This is a genomic window from Mycobacterium europaeum (genome assembly GCF_034555895.2).
Classification (GTDB): Bacteria; Actinomycetota; Actinomycetes; order Mycobacteriales; family Mycobacteriaceae; genus Mycobacterium; species Mycobacterium europaeum.
Genome location: NZ_CP157315.1, coordinates 4,044,323 through 4,061,819 on the forward strand (window position 1 = coordinate 4,044,323; position 17,497 = coordinate 4,061,819).

The following is a 17,497-nucleotide window of genomic DNA, read 5'->3' on the forward strand; positions in this document are numbered from 1 at the left end:
GCCAATCGGGCTACTCGGCGGACGCTTCGTGCGTTCCGGCGTCGAATCCCGTTGAGATGACGGGCAATTCGCCGGCAGCGACGGCGGCTACGGAGTCGATGGCGGTCTGGTCGAGTTCGAAGAGTTCACGCAGCGCCTCGGCGTAGCTGTCCCCGCCGGGTGCGCTGGCGAGTTGTTTGATCCGCACGGTGGGCGCATGCAGCAGCTTGTCCACGACCCGTCGCACGGTGCGCGCCACCTCCTCACGGTGGGCACTCTCCAGGCCGGGCAACCGGTTGTCCAGGCGCAGCAGCTCCGCCTCCACCACGTCGGCGGCGCGCTGGCGCAACGCGGTGACCGTCGGGGTGACCTCGGCCATCCGCTGCCCCGCCAGGTAGGCGGCGACCTCGGCCGCCACGATGTGGCGGGCGGCGTGCACGTCGGAGGCCGCGGCGTGCGCCGACGGCTCGTGCTGGACGCGGTCCACGTCGACGACCCACACACCGGGCAGACCGGCGACCGCCGGGTCCACGTCGCGCGGCATGCCCAGGTCGCAGATCACCAGGGGGCGGGTCGACTCGTCACGGCGGGCGGCGGCCAGCGCGTGGTGCACGTCGGCCAGCGTGACCACCGGGCTCACCGCGCCCGTGCAGCTGACCATGACGTCGGCGTCCGCGACCGCGTCGGCCAAGCGGTCGAGCGGCATCGCGTCGGCCCGCACGCCCGATTCGCGGAGCTTGCGGGCCAACCGCTGGGCGCGCGACAGCGACCGATTCAGCACGTGCACCTGGCCGATGCCGGCCCGGGTCAGGTGGGCCGCCGCCAGGGCGCCCATCGCGCCCGCGCCGACCAGCGCGGCCGTCTTGCCCTCCAGGCCGTCCAGCCGGCGTTCGGCCATGTTCAAGGCGACCGACACCACCGAGGCGCCCGCCGCGTCGATGGCGGTCTCCGAATGCACCCGCTTGCCCACCGACAGCGCGCGCTGGGCCAGTTCATGCAGCACCCGGCCGACGGTGCGATTGGTTTCCGCGGTGGCATACGCGCGGCGCACCTGGCCGAGCACCTGCTGCTCACCGACCACCGCCGAGTCCAGGCCGCTGGCCACCGCGAACAAGTGCTCGACGGCGGCCTCGCTGTAGCGGACGTACGCGTACTTGGTCAGGTCCCCCATGGACATTCCGGAGTGCTCCGACAGCACCTGCCCGATCGCCGCCAGGCCGCCGTGGAACGCATCCACCACCGCGTACACCTCGACCCGGTTGCACGTCGAGAGCACCATCGCCTCGGTCACCAGCGGCGACTGCAACACCCGGTCGACGATCTTGCCCTGATCGGTCTCGTCGATGGTCAGTTGTTCCAGGACGGAGACCGGCGCACTGCGGTGCGAAACCCCGAAAAGCAAGACGCTCACGGCAGCATCACCTGGCCAGCTCCCTTGCTTTCTCCAGTAATTGAACTGGTTTCCAAGGTAATCGTTTATCTGGTGGGCTACCAAATAATCGCCCGGCCGGCCTCATCGAGCGAGATCCGCCCGCAGCCGCGCCTCGTCGATATCCCAGTAGCTGTGCTCGCGGCCGTCGAGCAGGACCACGGGCAGCCGGTCGCCGAACTCGGCCCGCAGCGCCGGGTTGCCCGCCGACGCGGCGGCGTCGACATCGGTCATCGACAGGTCGAAGCCCAGCTCAGCCGCCAATTCGGCCAGCCGGGCATGTACGCGCTCGCAGATGGTGCAGCCGTCGCGGGTCAAGAGCTCCACGTGCGGGCGGCCGGTCGCTTCGGTCATGGGCACCAGTGTGGCATCGGTGACTTGTGGGGGCATCTACCAGGCGTTATGTTCCGGTTATGGCCGACGAGACGGTGCGGGTTGACCCGGTGGTGATGCAGGGCCACGCGGTTTCCATCGGCGGCGCCGCCGAGCATCTTTCGGCTGAGCTGGCGCAGCTCGACGATCAGGTGGGTCAGTTGCTGGGCAGTTGGCAGGGCGCGGCGGGGACCGCGTACGGCTCGGCGTGGGAGCTGTGGCATCGGGGCGCTCGCGAGGTGCAACAGGGCTTGTCGCTGTTGGCGCATCTGGTGGGTCAGGCGGGCGAGGGCTATCAGAGCAACGAGGCCGGGTCCGCCCAGGCGGAACGGGCGGTGCGCGGTGGCTGACGCATTTCGGGTGGACCCCCAGGCGCTGGCCGACGCGGTGCAGCGAATGGCGGCGTTCCAACGCTATGCCGAGGACATGATCACCGAGATCGATTCTCGCGTAAAGCGGTTGCACACCACGTGGACGGGTCAGGCCGCGGCCGCCCACGCCGAGGCGCACCAGCACTGGGTGCGCGGCGAGGCGATGATGCGCGAGGCGCTGGCGCAACTCGAGAAGGCGGCCACGACAGCGCACGGCAACTACACCGGGGCCATGTCGACGAATCTCGGGATGTGGTCGTGACCGTGCGAGCGTGAACTTAGCTTCACCCTCGGCGCCGAACGTGAAGCTAACGTCACACTCGGCATGAACCACTCCCCGCCCCCGCCGGATAGGGTTGGACACCGGGACCCACCGGGTCGCCAGGCAACACAGCGATCTAGGAGGTTTGGCGATGACTTCCTCTGACCCGGGCAACGGAGACGTCGGTCGCGTTGACTTGGAGTCGCTGGCCGCCGACGCCAGCGCCGCCCGCGCGCTGGAAGGCCTGCAGGCCGAACAGGCCGGGGTCGACGAGGACCGCCCCCAGCCGCCGATCGACCTGACCGCGGCCGCCTTCTTCGACGTCGACAACACTCTGGTGCAGGGCTCCTCGGCGGTGCATTTCGGCCGCGGCCTCGCGGCCCGCAACTACTTCACCTACCGCGACGTGATCGGCTTCATCTACGCCCAGGCCAAGTTCCAGATCCTCGGCAAGGAGAACAGCAACGACGTCGCGGCCGGCCGACGCAAAGCGCTCGCCTTCATCGAGGGCCGATCGGTCGACCAGCTGGTGGCCCTGGGCGAGGAGATCTACGACGAGATCATCGCCGACAAGATCTGGCCGGGCACCCGGGAACTGACGCAGATGCACCTCGACGCGGGCCAGCAGGTGTGGTTAATCACCGCCACGCCTTACGAACTCGCGGCCACCATCGCGCGGCGGCTCGGCCTGACCGGCGCCCTGGGCACCGTCGCCGAGTCGGTCGACGGCGTGTTCACCGGGCGGCTCGTCGGCGACATCCTGCACGGCACGGGAAAGGCGCATGCGGTGCGTTCGCTGGCGATCCGGGAGGGCCTCAAACTCAAACGCTGCACCGCTTACTCCGACAGCTTCAACGACGTGCCCATGCTGTCGCTGGTGGGCACCGCCGTCGCCATCAATCCCGACGCCCGGCTGCGCACCCTGGCCCGCCAACGCGGCTGGGAGATCCGCGACTTCCGCACCGCCCGCAAGGCCGCCAGGATCGGTGTGCCGTCGGCGCTGGCGCTGGGGGCGGCCGGCGGGGCACTGGCCGCGGTGGCATCCCGGCGGCAATCCCGCTGATAGGCTGCGCCGCTGAGACCTATTCGAGCGGAGAGCAACAGCGGCATGACGACCCCCAAAGAAGCCGAAGGACTCATCGGCAGCCACTACCGCGCACCGGACCACTTCCTTGTCGGGCGCGAAAAAATCCGGGAGTTCGCGCTCGCCATCAAGGACGACCATCCGACGCACTTCAGCGAGGAGGCCGCCGCGGCCGCCGGGTACGACTCGCTGGTGGCTCCGCTGACGTTCCTCGCCATCGCCGGACGGCGCGTGCAGTTGGAGATCTTCACCAAGTTCAGCATCCCGATCAACATCGCGCGGGTGATCCACCGCGACCAGAAATTTAAATTTCACCGGCCGATCGTCGCCGGCGATAAGCTGTACTTCGACACCTATCTCGACTCGGTGATCCAATCCCATGGCACCGTGCTCGCTGAGATCCGCAGCGAAGTGACCGATGTCGATGGGAACCCGCTTATCACCAGCGTCGTCACGATGCTGGGGGAAGCGTCAACCGAAGCTGACACTGAGGCAACAGTGGCCGCGATTGCATCGATATCTGCAGGAAAGTAGGGTCCAATCAATGACTTCACAGGGGGAAATGGGTAGCACGCAGCTGAAGCCGCCGGTCGAGGCGGTCCGATCCCATTACGACAAGTCGAACGAGTTCTTCAAGCTCTGGCTCGACCCGTCGATGACCTACAGCTGCGGCTATTTCGACGAGAATCCGGATCCCAACAACCTCACCAAGACGCTGGAAGAGGCGCAGTACGCCAAGCGCAAGCTCGCGCTGGACAAGCTCAACCTCGAGCCCGGCATGACCCTGCTCGACATCGGCTCCGGGTGGGGCTCGACCATGCGGCACGCCGTCGCGGAATACGACGTCAACGTCATCGGGCTGACGCTCAGCGAGAACCAGTACGCCCACTGTGTGGCCGAGTTCGACAAGATGGACAGCCCCCGCCGCAAAGAGGTGCGGATCCAGGGCTGGGAGGAATTCCCCGACGAACCGATCGACCGCATCGTGTCGCTGGGCGCATTCGAGCACTTCGCCGACGGTGCGGGCGACGCCGGGTACGAGCGGTACGCCACCTTCTTCAAGAAGTACTACGACTTGCTGCCCGACGACGGCCGCATGCTGCTGCACTCGATCGTGGTGCCCTCCGCCGAAGAGGGCAAGGCGATGGGTTTGCAGGTGAACATGACCCTGCTGCGGTTCATCAGCTTCATCTTGAAAGAGATCTACCCGGGCGGAAAGTTGCCCCAGGTCGACCTGGTCGACAAGTACGCGACCGACGCGGGTTTCAAGATCGAGCGCCACCACTTCATCGGCAAGAACTACGTTCCGACGTTGACCGCCTGGGGGGATGCGCTCGAGGCGCACAAGGACGAGGCGATCGCCCTCAAGGGGCAGGAGACCTACGACATCTACCTGAAGTACCTGCGGGGCTGCTCGGACCTGTTCCGGGACGGCTACACCAACGTCTGCCAGTTCACGCTGGTCAAGTAAGTCACCCGAGAAACGCCCCGGAAGCCGTTGGCTCCGGGGCGTTTTCGCGTCAACGAACGATCAGGAAAAGCGACGCGAGCTTCAGCCGAAGAAGATGTTGCGACGGCCCGCGAGCAACCGGTACAGCGTCTGCTGGATGGTCTCGCGGACCTGGTCGGTCAGCTCGAAGGTGACCATCGGGTCCTCCGCGTCGGAAGCGGCGTAGTCGTTGGTGTATATCGGCTCACCGAAGGCGATGCGCCACTTCGACGGCAACGGCACCAGACCCGCGGGACCGGCCAGCGGGAAGAGCGGCGTGATCGGGAAGTAGGGCAGGCCGAACAGGCGGGCCAGCAGCTTCACGTCGGTGAGCATCGGGTAGATCTCTTCCGAACCGATGATCGAGCACGGGATGATGGGCGCCTTCGTGCGCAGCGCCGCCGTCACGAAGCCGCCGCGGCCGAATCGCTGCAGCCGGTAGCGGTCCTCGAAGCGCTTGCCCAAACCCTTGTAGCCCTCCGGGAACACGGCGGTCAGCTCGCCGGCGGCGAGCAGCCGGTGCGCGTCCGCCGTGCAGGCCATCGTGTGGCCCGCCTTGCGGGCGGCTTCGCCCACGACGGGCAGGTCGAACACCATGTCGGCGGCCAGCAACCGCAGGTCGCGGTGGGCGGGATGCTCATCGTGCACCGCCACCGACAGCATCAGCCCGTCGAAGGGCAGCACCCCGGCGTGATTGGCGACCACCAACGCGGGCCCGTCGCCGGGCAGGTTCTCCACACCGCTGACCTCCACCCGGAACCAGGACCGGAAGAAGAACCGGAGCAGGGGCCGGACGATGGCGCTGTTGAAGTGCGGATCGAAGCCGAACTCGTCGACTGCGTAGTCGCCGGTGATCCGCTGGCGCAGGAACCCGGCTACCGCGGCGACGCGTTGAGCCAGTTCGTTGAGCGGCACCTCCGACGACCCCGCGGCGGCGCGACGGTGCTCATCGATCTCGCGGACGACGGCGGCGATTTGTTCGGCGGACCCCCGGCCGTGGGGATCCGAGAGCGAGGACGGATGCTGGCGAGATGACTCCGCGCGCTGGTCGGCTCTCCGACGTGCCGCTACCCGCCCCCGATTCGTGTGCAGTGGAATAACATTCGCTCTGTTCTCACCCGCCACGATACCTACCTGACCCCACCCCACGTAACTGGATTTCGGCTACCCCAGCGCTGAGCTAAAGAGATGGCGCGACCCTCCAGGGAGCGTACCCGATGCGGGTCGATAATGGGAGTCATGCCGCGGCCGCGAACGTAGTCGTCGAAGGCCTCGGCCGTCGTCCATTTCGGCTGGTAGCCGAGCTCCGAGCGCATCCGCGTGGTGTCCATGACCCGGCCGTAACTCAGGTAGGCAAACTGATCGCGGCTGATCTCGTTGTAGCGATTGGCCCGCCTCAGCGAATCCAGCGCCCAGACGCCAAACCCTGGCACCGGCAATGGAATCCGGCCGGCGCGACGAATCGCCTGCGACAACATGATGATCCCGTCGGCCCCGATGTTGAAGGTGCCGGCCTTGCCGGCCATCGCCGCGCGCTCCAGTGCACCCAGCGCATCCTGCTCGTGCAGCAACTGCAGTCGCGCGTCGCGGCCGAACATCGTGGGCACCAACGGCCCGGCCAGATACCGCGAGAGCGTGGTATCCATCGCCGGCCCGATCATGTTCGCCAGCCGCAGGATCGTCACGGCGATATCGGGCCTGCGCCGCCCCAGACCGCGCGCGTAGGTCTCGATGTCGAGGCTGTCCTTGGCGAAACCCCCGCGCAGCGGACGGCGGCTGGTGCTGTCCTCGGTGAACATCACCGGATCGTGCGCGCTGGACCCGTACACCTCAGACGTCGACTTCAGCACGACGCGGCGCACCGAGGGCGCCTTCTGGCAGGCCGCGAACAGCTGCATCGCGCCCATCACGTTGATTTCCTTGAGCGCCGCGGTGCCCCCGGACCGCGGCGCGTACGACGCTGCCGCCGCATGCACCACCGTGTCGACGTCGCCGTTGCGAATCACCTTGGCTATGAAGGGATTGCGGATGTCGGCACGAACGAACTCGGCGCGGCCCATCCGGCGCAACATGTCCTTGCTGGGCGCGATCGCGTCCACCGCGATGACCCCTGTGATCATCGGGTTCTGCACGAGCCGCGCGGTCAGGTAGCCACCCAGGAACCGGCACGCACCGGTAACCAGCACAACCTTGGGGTAATGCACCGTGTTGCTCGCGGTGTCGCCGGTTCCGGCGCCTTCCCCACTCGACTGATCCACCCAAACAGCCTATCGACCGGGAGAGACCGCAGCACTACGCCGCGGCTGGGCCCTACTTACCGAGTTTTCTGCGCTGCACCCGGGTGCGGCGCAACAACTTGCGGTGCTTCTTCTTCGACATGCGCTTGCGCCGCTTCTTGATTACTGAACCCATGAACTCCGCTATCTGACCCGTGACCTGCTTGAGGATTGACCGGGACACTTTACCCGGCGGGACGCACCGAACACCAAACCGGTGGGGGCGACCGCCGCGTAACCGCGAAGCGCACGGCTGGCCGGTTGGACGCGCACTCAGCGCACGGCCAGTTCCAGATCAGCCCGCGTCGAAGTAAGAGGTCTCGAGCATGTCGTGCACCGCCTTGGCGTGCACCCGGAACGAGCGCCCGACCCGGACCGCGGGCAGCTCGCCGTTGTGCACCAACCGGTACACCGTCATCTTCGAGACCCGCATCAACGCCGCCACCTCGGCGACGGTCAAGAACTGCGTCCTGCCCTGCTGGCCGTCGCCGGGACCGGTGTCCCGCTTACCAGCAGAATCTCGCGCCGATGGCCCGTTCGTAGACGTCATCGCAACCCAATCGTGTCAGGCCCGCGCAATGCCAGCGGCTTCCCCTCCGCTGGCACCCACACGTGCATACAAAGAGGAGAATAGCGGGACTAATGGGGTTACTGGTACTGGTGGGGGACAATCAGTTCAAATTTCTTGGATTACTCCGATGTAATTCTTAGCTGCTCAGAGCGCGTTTTGGCGGCCTGGACCGCCGCGTCGACGGCCGCCCGCAGGCCGCCGCGTTCCAGTTCGCGAAGCCCCGCGGCGGTGGTGCCGCCGGGCGAGGTGATGGTTGCGCGCAGCTGCGTCGGGGTGGCGTCGACGCGCAACCCCGGCGCCTCCCCTTCGCCCGGCCGCCGCTCGGCGTCCATCCGTTCCAGCAGCATGGCGGCCGAGCCGGCCATCGTCTGCGCCGTCAGGTCGGTCGCCACCTCACGGCTCAGCCCGGCCGCGACCCCGGCGTCCACCAGGGCCTCGACCATCAGGAAGAAATACGCCGGCCCGGATCCCGAGAGGGCGGTGACGGCGTCCATTTGGGCTTCCGGCACCGTCAGCACCCCACCGACCGAGTCGAACAGGGCCGAGACCCCCTCGAGCTGCGGGGCCGTGACGAACCGGCCCTTGGCCAGCGCGGTCACCCCGGCACCCACCAGCGCCGCCGCGTTCGGCATCGCCCGGACCACCGGCGTGCCGGCGGGCAGCCTGGACTCGAAATACGAGATGCTGATCCCCGCCGCCACCGTCACGAAGACCTGCTCGGCGCTGTCGCTCGCCGACGCCGCGGCCACCCGGGCCAGCTCGGCCATCACCGGCTCGACGTCGGCGGGCTTCACAGCGACCACCACGAACGACGCGTTCTCCACCGCGTCGGCCACCGAGGTGACCAACACGGAGTAGGTGGCGGCCAGATACTCGGCGCGCTCCGGCACCCGCTCAGCCACCACCAGGTCCTTGACCTGCCGACCGGCCCGCAGCAGACCCGACAGCAGAGCCTCCCCGATGCTGCCGCCACCGACGATCGCGATTCTTGCCATGCCCGACAGCATCGCAGACAGCGGCGGCTACCCGGCGGCAGGGACCAACGCCAGCTGGCGGGCCTGCACCACCAAGCGGCCCAGACTGTCGACCACGGTGTGGTCCTCGTCGAACCAGTCGTGGCCGATCTCCGTGCACGTCGCGATGATTCGCAGCCACCCGTCGGCGGGCAGGCCGCGCAGGAAGGCGGTCAGCTGGATGGTGGGCGCCCAGCCGGTGCGCTCCACCGCGAAGGTCACCGGCGCCGACAGATCCCCGCACATGAGCGCGAACAACCCGTCCGGCGCCACTCCGCGCGGGCGCGCCCACATCTGGATCACCGGCGGGCCGCCGTCGGCGGGCGGCTCCAGGCTGGACAGCACCGGCCGCACGTCGCACCCTTCGCCCAGGTGCACCAGGCCGGCCAGCGGGTGGCCGGGCCCGATCGGCGCGATGTCGTCGGGGGGCTCTGGCGCCATCAGGCCCACCACCGGGTTGGCCGACAGCAGCGGCTTGGCTTCGCCATCGGGCGGGAAGTGCTCCGGCTCGCCGAGGTTGACCACCGCGTGCACCGCCGTCCGGTCGCCCTGGGTGAGCTCGACGTCGACGACGCTGATCCGGCGGCCCCGCTTGCGGATCGAGGTCACCAGCCGCATCGGTCCCGGATCGGGCGCCCACAGGAAGCTGGCCGACACCGCGACCGGTTCCAGGACCCGTTCCAGGCCGGACGATTGCCCGCCGCAGGCTGTGCGGGCCGCTTTGGCGCACAGCGCCAGCATCGCGCCGCCGTGCACCTTGGGTCCGATGGTCCAGTGCTTGTTCAGCTCGCCTTCGAAGACGCCGGGGCCGACCTCCCGCAACGCCATCGCGGTGGTGAATAACGCGTTCATGGTCTCCTGGATCAGATCAGCGCAGCAGGTGCGTGCGGGCGAACTGCAACGACTCGGCGAGCATGCCCTCGCGCTCGTTGGCTGAACGCGCGCTGGACGTCGACACTTCCAGAATGACGTGGCCGGCGAAGTGGCTGCCGGCCAGCAGCTGGCACACCTCGGCGGTGGGCTGCGTGCCGCGCCCCGGCACCAGGTGTTCGTCGGCGGGCAGGCCGCTGCCGTCGCACAGGTGCAGGTGGACCAGCCCGTCCGCCATCCGTTGCGCCATCTCCAGCGAGTCGCTGCCCGCGGTCGAGGTGTGCGACAGGTCCAGCGTGTAGTGCGCGTGGTTGCCGTCCAGCGGGTCGTAGGAGGGCGCGAACGCCGAGATCGCCGGGCCGGGGCCGCCGCCACGCCGGCGCATCCGCTCGCGTGACTGGCCCGACCCGAAAAACCGGTCGGCCCGGAACGGGAACATGTTCTCCACCGCGATCATCACGTCGCTCGACGCTTCCAGCGCGGCGACCTGGTCGCTGAACCCCTCGGCATAGCGCCGCTGCCAGCGAAACGGCGGGTGCACGACGACGGTCTGCGCGCCCAGTTGTTCGGCGGCGCGCACACTGCGGTCCAGCTTGGGGATCGGGTTGGCTCCCCACACCCGCTGCGAGATCAGCAGGCAGGGGGCGTGCACGGACAACACCGGCACGCGGTAGCGCCGGGACAGTTTGGCGATGGCGTCGATGTCCTGACTGACCGACTCGGCCCACACCATCAGCTCGACGCCGTCGTAACCCAGCCTGGCCGCGTACTCGAACGCGGCCTCGGCCCGCAACGGGTACACCGAAGCCGTGGAGAGTCCGACTTTGATAGCTGGGCGCAACGGTCTGTGGGGTTCCGGGTCCGCCTAGCCCGACTGCAACGACAGCGCCAGGGGGCCCAGGGTGATCAGTGCCCCCACCGCGACGGCGATCAACGTGCTCGCGATGTCCTCGGTTTTGCGCACCACCCGGACCCCGACCACCAGGCCGAGGATGACCAGCACCGAGAGCACCAACGCCACGATCCTGTTCCAGCGCCACAGCTCGTCGAAGGCGACGAACAATCCGGCGCCGAAGGCGACGGCCAGGATGGACTGGAACACCACCAGGCTGCCGCGCCACAGCGCCTCGAGCCGGCCCGCCGGGTGAACGTCGGCGGCCCGCCCGGCCTCGTCCCCGAAGTGGTCCTCCTCGCGCTCCTCGTGCGGTAAGAACCCGGCGGCCAGCGGGTCGGCGTCCTCTTCGACCTCGTCGGTCTCGGTCCGCAGGAAGGAGCGGACGTATGCAGAGTCCTCCAGCGCGGGTTCGGCGTCGCGCACCTCCGAATCCATCACGTCCACCGGCAGGTCGGTGTAGTGGTCCAGCGGGTCGGGATTCATGCCCTCGGCGCCGGATCGGCCGGCGCCGTTGGTGTCCCCGGCCTCGCCATGGCTCAGCGGGCGCGGGTAGGCGCTGCGCTCCGGCCCCGTGGCCGTCTTCGGCTGTGCGGGCGACTTGGGCCAGCGCGGCTCCGGCTGCGACCAATAGGCGGCGGGCTTGCCTTCGCTTTGCCGCTCGGGCGCGGCCGGCTCGGCGACGCGCTCCTCGGCCACCGGTTCTGCGCTGGTCCGCCCGGCCGTGCGCGGGTCCTCGTGGTCGTCGCGGATGACCGGGATCTCCCCGGTCAGCTCGGCGACGGTCACCGCGTCGCTATCGCCGCGGCGGCGGCGCCGCCGCCGGGTGACCGCCGGGGCGCCGATGGTTCCGTTCTTGGCCAGAAGTTCGGCCACCGAGATAGGCCGAGTGCCGGGGCTCTCGGTCTCGGAATGTGGTCCGGTCATGCTTTGTCGCCTCTCGATCGGTTGCCGTCCCGATCACCTGCCTGGCCTCCAGCATCGCGCACGGATCGATTCATGAGGGGCGTTCCGTCGGCTTCGCTGTCGAGTTTGCGCAAGATGAGACCCTCCCGTAACGCCCACGGGCAGATATCCACCGATTCAATCGCCAGCGCTCGCATACTCGCCTCCGCCACCAACGCACCCGCCACGATCTGCGGCGCCCGCTCGGCGCTCACCCCTTCCAGTTCTGCCCGGTCGGCGGTCGTCATCCTAGAGATGAAAGATATGAGTTGCCTGAGGCCGTTTGCTGTGAGCGTCCTTTTCACCCGCGGTCCGGCGGCCGACGGCGCCGCGCCGGTGAGCCTGGCCAGCGAGCGGAACGTCTTCGACGTCGCCACCGCCAGGTCGGGTGCGCCGGCTTCGAGCACGGTGACGGCGGAATCGGCGAGCTCGGCGTCCAGCCAATCCCGCAGCATGCCGACCCGGCGCCGGCCGGGCGGGTCGTCGGGCAGCCACTCGCGGGTCAGCCGGCCGGCGCCCAGCGGCAGCGACAACGCCACCTCCGGCTCCTCGTCGACCCCGCTGGACATCTCCAGCGAGCCGCCGCCGATGTCGAGGTTGATGATCCGACCGGCGCTCCACCCGTACCACCGGCGCACGGCCAGAAAAGTCAGCCGGGACTCGTCGACCCCGCTCAGCGCCTCCAGCTCGACGCCGGTCTCTTTGCGGACCCGGGTGAGCACCTCCTCGGAGTTCACCGCGTCGCGCAGCGCGGACGTGGCAAACGCCATCAGCTCCGCACAGCCCGAGCTGTCGGCGATCTTGGCGAACTCGTCGATCGTGGAGATCAGCTTCTCCGCGCCCCGCTTGGTGATCTTGCCGGAGCTGTCGATCGACTCGGCCAGCCGCAGCGTCGCCTTCGTCGAACTCATGGGCGTGGGGTGCCCACCACGGTGCGCATCAACCACCAGCAGGTGAACCGTGTTGCTGCCCACGTCCAGCACGCCCAATCGCACGCCAAACAACCTAGTCGGGCGACGATGCGGGCCGCGTTGCGGCCCGCTGAGGAGCACGACAATTTAACCTTGCGGGCGACGATGCGGGCCGCGTTGCGGCCCGCTGAGGAGCACGACAATTCAACCTTGCGGGCGACGATGAGTGCGGTGTCGCGGGCCGCTGGGTCGTTCGGCGATCTCGCACCGCCGGGACCCGAGTGTCAGCGGGCCGAACGGCCGGAATCGTCGTCTAACGTGGACCCGTGGCGAATTCGTACCCGGAGCCGGGACACGAGGTCGAACTGGACTTCGCCCGGGAGTGGGTGGAGTTCTACGACCCGGACAATCCCGAGCACCTGATCGCGGCCGACCTGACCTGGTTGCTGTCCCGCTGGACATGCGTGTTCGGCACGCCCGCCTGCCACGGCACGGTGGCCGGCCGCCCAGATGACGGGTGCTGCTCGCACGGGGCGTTCCTGTCCGACGACGACGACCGCGCGCGGCTCGACGACGCCGTGCAGCAGCTGACCGACGAAGACTGGCAATTCCGCGAAAAGGGCTTGGGCCGCAAGGGATACCTGGAGCTCGACGAGCACGACGGACAGCCCCAATACCGCACCCGCAAGCACAAGGACGCCTGCATCTTCTTGAACCGGCCCGGCTTTCCCGGCGGCGTCGGGTGCGCGCTGCACAGCAAGGCCCTCAAGCTGGGCGTCGCCCCGCTGACCATGAAGCCCGACGTCTGCTGGCAGTTGCCGATCCGGCGCAGCCAGGAATGGGTGACACGGCCCGACGGCACCGAGATCCTCAAGACCTGGGTCACCGAATACGACCGCCGAGGTTGGGGTTCCGGGGGCGCCGACCTGCACTGGTATTGCACCGGCGACCCGGGCGCGCATGTCGGGGCCACGCAGGTCTGGGAGAGCATGGCCGACGAGCTGACCGAGCTGCTCGGCACGAAGGCGTATGCCGAGCTGGCGGCGATGTGCAAGCGGCGCAGCAAGCTGGGCCTGGTCGCGGTGCACCCGGCCACCCGCCTCGCCGAATAGCCCGTCAGGTCGCTTGGTTCTTGTTGTACGACAACACCATTCGCTGCGCACTCGCGCCCAGGTAGTCCTCGACCGCGGCGGCGGCCGCGGCCTCGTCGCCCGCCAGGACGGCGTCGGTGATCGCAGCCAGCCCGGCCACCACGGGGGCGGCGTCGTCGTAGGCGGCGGTGAGCTCGTGCTCGCGGCCGCCGAAGGCGTGCTCGACCCAGCGGTACAGCAACGCCAGGGCCCGGTTGCGGCTCTGCTGGATCAGGACCCGGAAGTAGGCGAGGTCGGCGGCCTGGCGCGCCGCCGCGCTGTCGGCCTCCCGGACCGCGGCCAATGCGCCGCGCAGGGCCGCCGCGTCCTCGGGGGTGCCGCGTCGCGCGGCGGACCGCCCGATCAGCGGGCCCAGGGCGGCCCGGATCTCGAACAGCTCCACCAGGAACTCCGGCCCCAGCCTGCGGACCAGCGCCTCGACCACCGCGGGGTGGGTGAGCGCCTGCGGGTCCGCGACCACGTTGCCACTGCCGTGCCGGGCCTCGATCAGGCCCATCTGCTGCAGCCGGGCCAGGCCCTGCCGCAGCGACGTGCGGTTGACGCCGAGCTGTTCGGCCAGGTCGCGCTCGGGCGGTAGGGCCGAGCCCGGCGGAAACGCCCCGTCGAGGATGGCGTCGGCGATCGACGCGGCGATCTGTTCATCGACGCGCTGGCGGTCGGGCGGACGCAGCGGACTTGACTGGTTCATTGGCTCAACCAATATAGTGGACGAACTGACGGGAGGTGAGCGATGGACGGCGACACGCGGTCGGCGGTGACGCCGCGCTGGCGCGGCACGGCCGGCCGGCTGGAGGTCTGGTACGCCACGCTGTCGGACCCCAAGACACGCGCCGGGCTGTGGGTGCACTGCGAGACGGTGGCCCCGATCGCGGGCGGCGGTGACCCCTACGCGCACGGCTGGGCCACCTGGTTCGCCCCCGACGGCCCGCCCCGCACCGAGCGGTTCGGGCCCGTGCCCACCCGGCCGGCGACCGGCCCCTGGTGGTTCGACGCCGCGGGGGTGCGGGCGGGCGAGATGCGGCTCGAGGGACGCGCCGGATCCATGGCCTGGGAGCTGTCGTGGACGGACGCGGGCGCGCCGCTGTGGACCTTTCCCCGCGCGGCCTGGGAGCGCGAACTGCTGCCGGGCGCCCAAGTCGTCGTCGCCCCCACCGCCGACTTCACCGGCTCGTTGACCGTCGCCGACACCGCTTTGCGCCTCGAGGGGTGGCGCGGCGGCGTCGCGCACATCTACGGGCACGGCAACGCCAAACGCTGGGGCTGGGTCCACGCCGACCTCGGCAATGGCGACGTCATGGAGGCCGTCACCGCGGTCTCGCACAAGCCCGGGCTGCGCAGGTTGGCGCCGATGGCGTTCATCCGGTTCCGGATCGACGGAAAGGATTGGCCCGCAGGCCCTTTACCGTCGCTGCGGATGCGGACGACGCTCGACGTGGCGCACTGGCAACTGGAGGGACGCATCGGCGGTCGCCGGGTGCTCATCCGGATCGACCAGCCGCCGGAGCGGTGCGTGAGCCTGCAATACACCGATCCCGACGGCGGCAAAGCGGTGTGCACGAACACCGAACAGGCCGACATCCACCTCGAGATCGACGACCGCCGGTGGTCGGTGCTGGGCACCGGGCACGCCGAGGTGGGCCTGCGCGGCAGCGCCGCACCCGCCGTCAACGAAAGGATTCCGACATGAGCTTTCTGCTCGACCCACCACTGCTGTTCGCCTCCGGCGTGCTGATCGAGCGGCGGCTGCCCGCCGACCGGCGCGACGTCGCCGAGGCCGCCACGCTGGGCGTCTTCTTCGGCGGGTCGTTCGGGCTCTACAACAACGTGCCGGGCCTGGGCCTGCTGTGGCGGCCCTTCCGCGCCCGCAACGGCCGCGACTTCATGTGGAACAGCGGGGTTTTCAGCGTGCAGACCGAACAGCTCGACTGGCCGATGCACGCCGCCGCGGGGGCCATTTTCGCCACCTATCCCTTCTTCATCAAGATGGGCCGCCGCCTCGGGCGCCTGCTGTGAGCCGTCTCGCCGGCCGGGCAACCGCCTCGTTCGGCACCGCGCTGCTGCCCGAGGAGTACGGCGGGCCGGCCGCGCCCGAACTGACGCAGCGCGTGGAGCGCTACCTGCGACAGTTGCCGACGACATCGCGCGTGGCGATGCGCACCGGGCTGCTCGCGCTGTCCGCCGCGAGCTATGCCACCACCGGCCGGCCGCTGTCGCGGCTCGACCCGGACCGGCGCGAGCGGGTGCTGCGGCGGGTCGCCGCGCTCAGCCCGGACGCCGGTGCGGCCGTCGAGGCGATGAAGGCGATCGTGCTGCTCGCCAACGGCGCCGAAACCTATGCGGCCGAACTGCTTTCGCATGCCACGCGGCACGACCCGGCCCGGCCCGACGCGGCGCTGAACATCGTCTCCTCGGCCGAGAGCCGCTCCGTCGTCACCGCCGACGCGGTGATCGTGGGATCCGGCGCCGGCGGCGCGATGGTGGCCCGCACGCTGGCGCGCGCGGGGCTGGACGTCGTCGTTCTCGAGGAGGGACGCCGCTGGACAGTCGAGGACTTCCGCACCACCCATCCGATCGACCGCTACGCCGGGTTGTACCGCGGCGCCGGGGCCACCATCGCCCTCGGACGCCCGTCGGTGGTGCTGCCCATCGGCCGGGCGGTCGGGGGCACCACGGTGGTGAACTCCGGCACGTGTTACCGCCCGCCGCCGGCCGTGCAGCGGCGCTGGCGCGACGAATTCGGGCTCGCCCTGGCCGATTCCGACCGGCTGGCCGAGCACCTCGACGACGTCGAAGCCACGCTGCGGGTGGCCCCGGTGCCGCTGGACGTCATGGGCCGCAACGGGCGCCTGCTGCTGGACGCCGCCGCCACGCTGGGCTGGCGGTCGGCGCCCATTCCGCGCAACGCGCCGGGCTGCGAAGGGTGTTGCCAGTGCGCGATCGGCTGCCCCCGCAACGCCAAGTTCGGCGTGCACCTCAACGCCCTGCCCGAGGCGTGCGCGGCGGGCGCGCGAATCATCTCCCACGCCCGCGTCGAGCGGGTGCTGCAGCGCAACGGGCGCGCCCGGGGCGTGCGCGCCCGCCGGCCCGACGGCACGGCGCTGGACGTCCTGGCCGACACCGTGATCGTGGCGGCCGGTGCCACCGAAACACCGGGATTGTTGCGGCGCAGCGGTTTTGCCGCTCACCCGCGGCTGGGCCGTAACCTGGCGCTGCATCCGGCGACGATGCTCGCCGGACGCTTCGAGGACGACGTGGTCGCCTGGCACGGGGTGCTGCAAAGCGCCGCGGTTCACGAGCTGCACGAATCGCACGGGGTGCTGATCGAGGCCACCTCCACCCCGCCCGGGATGGGTTCGATGGTGTTCCCCGGCTACGGCGCCGAGCTGCTGGGCTGGCTGGACAACGCACCGCGGGTGGCGACGTTCGGCGCGATGGTGGCCGATCGCGGTGTCGGCTCGGTCTCCACGGTCCGCGGCGAGACACTGGTGCGCTACCACATCGCCCCCGCCGACGTCGCCAAGCTGGTGGCGGCTATCGAGGCCATGGGCCGGCTGCTGTTCGCCGCGGGCGCCGTCGAGGTGCTCACCGGCTTGCCCGGCGCGGCGACGGTGACCTCACTGCCCGCCCTGCAGGATGCGTTGCGGCGCAGCGACCCGAAAGGGTTGCACCTGGCCGCCTTCCACCCGACGGGCACGGCCGCCGCGGGCGCCGACGATCAGCACTGCCCGGTCGACGAGACCGGCCGGCTGCGCGGCGCCGACGGGGTATGGGTCGCCGACGCCTCCATCCTGCCGAGCTGCCCGGAGGTCAACCCGCAGGTGTCGATCATGGCGCTGGCCCTGGGGGTGGCCGACGAGGTGGTGGGCGCGCGGTAACCCCGGG

Annotated in this window: 21 protein-coding genes; 9 read left to right on the top strand and 12 right to left on the bottom strand. The window is 69.7% G+C overall.

Annotated features, from left to right (window positions below; translation table 11 throughout):
• Positions 1-10: 10 nt before the first annotated feature.
• Together U8D42_RS18630 and U8D42_RS18635 are read right to left on the bottom strand one after the other, a co-directional pair.
• Positions 11-1,390 (bottom strand): glutamyl-tRNA reductase, encoded by a 1,380-nt coding sequence (locus U8D42_RS18630; RefSeq protein ID WP_322858650.1) that lies wholly within the window; start codon positions 1,388-1,390, stop codon positions 11-13.
• Between the two features lie 102 nt (positions 1,391-1,492).
• Positions 1,493-1,762, bottom strand: coding sequence for a glutaredoxin family protein (locus U8D42_RS18635; RefSeq protein WP_085240847.1), 270 nt, complete (start codon positions 1,760-1,762; stop codon positions 1,493-1,495).
• 59 nt (positions 1,763-1,821) lie between these two features.
• Here U8D42_RS18635 and U8D42_RS18640 point away from each other — a divergent pair, with 59 nt between their 5' ends.
• The 5 genes from U8D42_RS18640 (at position 1,822) to U8D42_RS18660 (ending at position 4,968) form a co-directional block, all read left to right on the top strand.
• Positions 1,822-2,130 carry a WXG100 family type VII secretion target gene (locus tag U8D42_RS18640; protein ID WP_322858649.1) on the top strand — a complete coding sequence of 103 codons (309 nt, stop codon included), beginning with the start codon at positions 1,822-1,824 and terminating at the stop codon, positions 2,128-2,130.
• Positions 2,123-2,413: a WXG100 family type VII secretion target gene (locus U8D42_RS18645; protein ID WP_322858648.1), complete on the top strand. Its 291-nt coding sequence runs from the start codon at positions 2,123-2,125 to the stop codon at positions 2,411-2,413. Before U8D42_RS18640 ends, U8D42_RS18645 begins: the two co-directional genes overlap by 8 nt.
• Before the next feature lie 151 nt (positions 2,414-2,564).
• On the top strand, positions 2,565-3,476 hold the full coding sequence (locus tag U8D42_RS18650) for an HAD family hydrolase (protein WP_090420274.1): 912 nt from the start codon (positions 2,565-2,567) through the stop codon (positions 3,474-3,476).
• A gap of 45 nt (positions 3,477-3,521) precedes the next feature.
• Complete coding sequence (locus tag U8D42_RS18655) at positions 3,522-4,031, top strand: FAS1-like dehydratase domain-containing protein (protein ID WP_085240841.1); 510 nt, start codon at positions 3,522-3,524, stop codon at positions 4,029-4,031.
• Between the two features lie 10 nt (positions 4,032-4,041).
• Positions 4,042-4,968, top strand: coding sequence for a cyclopropane mycolic acid synthase family methyltransferase (locus tag U8D42_RS18660; RefSeq protein WP_322858647.1), 927 nt, complete (start codon positions 4,042-4,044; stop codon positions 4,966-4,968).
• 81 nt (positions 4,969-5,049) lie between these two features.
• On the opposite strand, the gene U8D42_RS18665 is transcribed toward U8D42_RS18660, so the two are convergent.
• The 9 genes from U8D42_RS18665 to U8D42_RS18705 all read right to left on the bottom strand — a co-directional run bounded on the left by U8D42_RS18665 (position 5,050) and on the right by U8D42_RS18705 (position 12,548).
• Positions 5,050-6,135, bottom strand: coding sequence for a lysophospholipid acyltransferase family protein (locus U8D42_RS18665; protein ID WP_208859336.1), 1,086 nt, complete (start codon positions 6,133-6,135; stop codon positions 5,050-5,052).
• On the bottom strand, positions 6,117-7,244 hold the full coding sequence (locus U8D42_RS18670) for an SDR family oxidoreductase (RefSeq protein ID WP_085240838.1): 1,128 nt from the start codon (positions 7,242-7,244) through the stop codon (positions 6,117-6,119). The genes U8D42_RS18665 and U8D42_RS18670 overlap by 19 nt, the downstream gene beginning before the upstream one ends.
• Before the next feature lie 52 nt (positions 7,245-7,296).
• Positions 7,297-7,398, bottom strand: a complete 102-nt coding sequence (locus U8D42_RS18675) for a 30S ribosomal protein bS22 (protein ID WP_003402602.1) — start codon at positions 7,396-7,398, stop codon at positions 7,297-7,299.
• A 159-nt stretch (positions 7,399-7,557) separates the two neighbouring features.
• On the bottom strand, positions 7,558-7,812 hold the full coding sequence (locus U8D42_RS18680) for a cell division/environmental response transcriptional regulator (protein ID WP_085240837.1): 255 nt from the start codon (positions 7,810-7,812) through the stop codon (positions 7,558-7,560).
• A gap of 140 nt (positions 7,813-7,952) precedes the next feature.
• Positions 7,953-8,828, bottom strand: a complete 876-nt coding sequence (proC, locus tag U8D42_RS18685) for a pyrroline-5-carboxylate reductase (protein WP_208859335.1) — start codon at positions 8,826-8,828, stop codon at positions 7,953-7,955.
• Positions 8,829-8,855: 27 nt separating this feature from the next.
• Positions 8,856-9,698, bottom strand: a complete 843-nt coding sequence (locus tag U8D42_RS18690; protein WP_090420271.1) for a thioesterase family protein — start codon at positions 9,696-9,698, stop codon at positions 8,856-8,858.
• A 16-nt stretch (positions 9,699-9,714) separates the two neighbouring features.
• Complete coding sequence (locus tag U8D42_RS18695; protein WP_085240834.1) at positions 9,715-10,557, bottom strand: sugar phosphate isomerase/epimerase family protein; 843 nt, start codon at positions 10,555-10,557, stop codon at positions 9,715-9,717.
• A 24-nt stretch (positions 10,558-10,581) separates the two neighbouring features.
• Positions 10,582-11,535: a hypothetical protein gene (locus tag U8D42_RS18700; protein ID WP_322858646.1), complete on the bottom strand. Its 954-nt coding sequence runs from the start codon at positions 11,533-11,535 to the stop codon at positions 10,582-10,584.
• Positions 11,532-12,548, bottom strand: a complete 1,017-nt coding sequence (locus tag U8D42_RS18705) for a Ppx/GppA phosphatase family protein (RefSeq protein ID WP_085240832.1) — start codon at positions 12,546-12,548, stop codon at positions 11,532-11,534. The genes U8D42_RS18700 and U8D42_RS18705 overlap by 4 nt, the downstream gene beginning before the upstream one ends.
• A gap of 242 nt (positions 12,549-12,790) precedes the next feature.
• On the opposite strand from U8D42_RS18705, the gene U8D42_RS18710 reads away from it, so the two are divergent.
• Complete coding sequence (locus tag U8D42_RS18710; protein WP_085240831.1) at positions 12,791-13,576, top strand: hypothetical protein; 786 nt, start codon at positions 12,791-12,793, stop codon at positions 13,574-13,576.
• A gap of 4 nt (positions 13,577-13,580) precedes the next feature.
• Here the strand turns inward: U8D42_RS18710 and U8D42_RS18715 are convergent, their stop codons facing one another.
• Positions 13,581-14,303, bottom strand: coding sequence for a FadR/GntR family transcriptional regulator (locus U8D42_RS18715; RefSeq protein ID WP_322858645.1), 723 nt, complete (start codon positions 14,301-14,303; stop codon positions 13,581-13,583).
• Positions 14,304-14,345: 42 nt separating this feature from the next.
• Between U8D42_RS18715 and U8D42_RS18720 the strand changes: the two genes are divergently transcribed.
• From U8D42_RS18720 to U8D42_RS18730, 3 genes are read left to right on the top strand one after another with little or no spacing between them, the layout of a single operon-like run.
• A complete protein-coding gene (locus U8D42_RS18720) occupies positions 14,346-15,302 on the top strand; it encodes a hypothetical protein (protein WP_322858644.1) in 957 nt (318 codons plus the stop codon).
• A complete protein-coding gene (locus tag U8D42_RS18725; RefSeq protein ID WP_085240828.1) occupies positions 15,299-15,628 on the top strand; it encodes a hypothetical protein in 330 nt (109 codons plus the stop codon). Before U8D42_RS18720 ends, U8D42_RS18725 begins: the two co-directional genes overlap by 4 nt.
• Positions 15,625-17,490, top strand: coding sequence for a GMC family oxidoreductase (locus U8D42_RS18730; protein WP_322858643.1), 1,866 nt, complete (start codon positions 15,625-15,627; stop codon positions 17,488-17,490). Before U8D42_RS18725 ends, U8D42_RS18730 begins: the two co-directional genes overlap by 4 nt.
• The last annotated feature ends 7 nt before the right edge of the window (positions 17,491-17,497 follow it).

Excerpts from the sequence above, each read along its gene's own strand:
- U8D42_RS18635 (WP_085240847.1), bottom strand. The coding sequence starts at position 1,762 with ATGACCGAAGCGACCGGCCGCCCGCACGTGGAGCTCTTGACCCGCGAC.
- U8D42_RS18640 (WP_322858649.1), top strand. The coding sequence starts at position 1,822 with ATGGCCGACGAGACGGTGCGGGTTGACCCGGTGGTGATGCAGGGCCAC.
- U8D42_RS18650 (WP_090420274.1), top strand. The coding sequence starts at position 2,565 with ATGACTTCCTCTGACCCGGGCAACGGAGACGTCGGTCGCGTTGACTTG.
- U8D42_RS18655 (WP_085240841.1), top strand. The coding sequence starts at position 3,522 with ATGACGACCCCCAAAGAAGCCGAAGGACTCATCGGCAGCCACTACCGC.
- U8D42_RS18660 (WP_322858647.1), top strand. The coding sequence starts at position 4,042 with ATGACTTCACAGGGGGAAATGGGTAGCACGCAGCTGAAGCCGCCGGTC.
- U8D42_RS18675 (WP_003402602.1), bottom strand. The coding sequence starts at position 7,398 with ATGGGTTCAGTAATCAAGAAGCGGCGCAAGCGCATGTCGAAGAAGAAG.
- U8D42_RS18680 (WP_085240837.1), bottom strand. The coding sequence starts at position 7,812 with ATGACGTCTACGAACGGGCCATCGGCGCGAGATTCTGCTGGTAAGCGG.
- proC (WP_208859335.1), bottom strand. The coding sequence starts at position 8,828 with ATGGCAAGAATCGCGATCGTCGGTGGCGGCAGCATCGGGGAGGCTCTG.
- U8D42_RS18690 (WP_090420271.1), bottom strand. The coding sequence starts at position 9,698 with ATGAACGCGTTATTCACCACCGCGATGGCGTTGCGGGAGGTCGGCCCC.
- U8D42_RS18700 (WP_322858646.1), bottom strand. The coding sequence starts at position 11,535 with ATGACCGGACCACATTCCGAGACCGAGAGCCCCGGCACTCGGCCTATC.
- U8D42_RS18715 (WP_322858645.1), bottom strand. The coding sequence starts at position 14,303 with ATGAACCAGTCAAGTCCGCTGCGTCCGCCCGACCGCCAGCGCGTCGAT.
- U8D42_RS18720 (WP_322858644.1), top strand. The coding sequence starts at position 14,346 with ATGGACGGCGACACGCGGTCGGCGGTGACGCCGCGCTGGCGCGGCACG.
- U8D42_RS18725 (WP_085240828.1), top strand. The coding sequence starts at position 15,299 with ATGAGCTTTCTGCTCGACCCACCACTGCTGTTCGCCTCCGGCGTGCTG.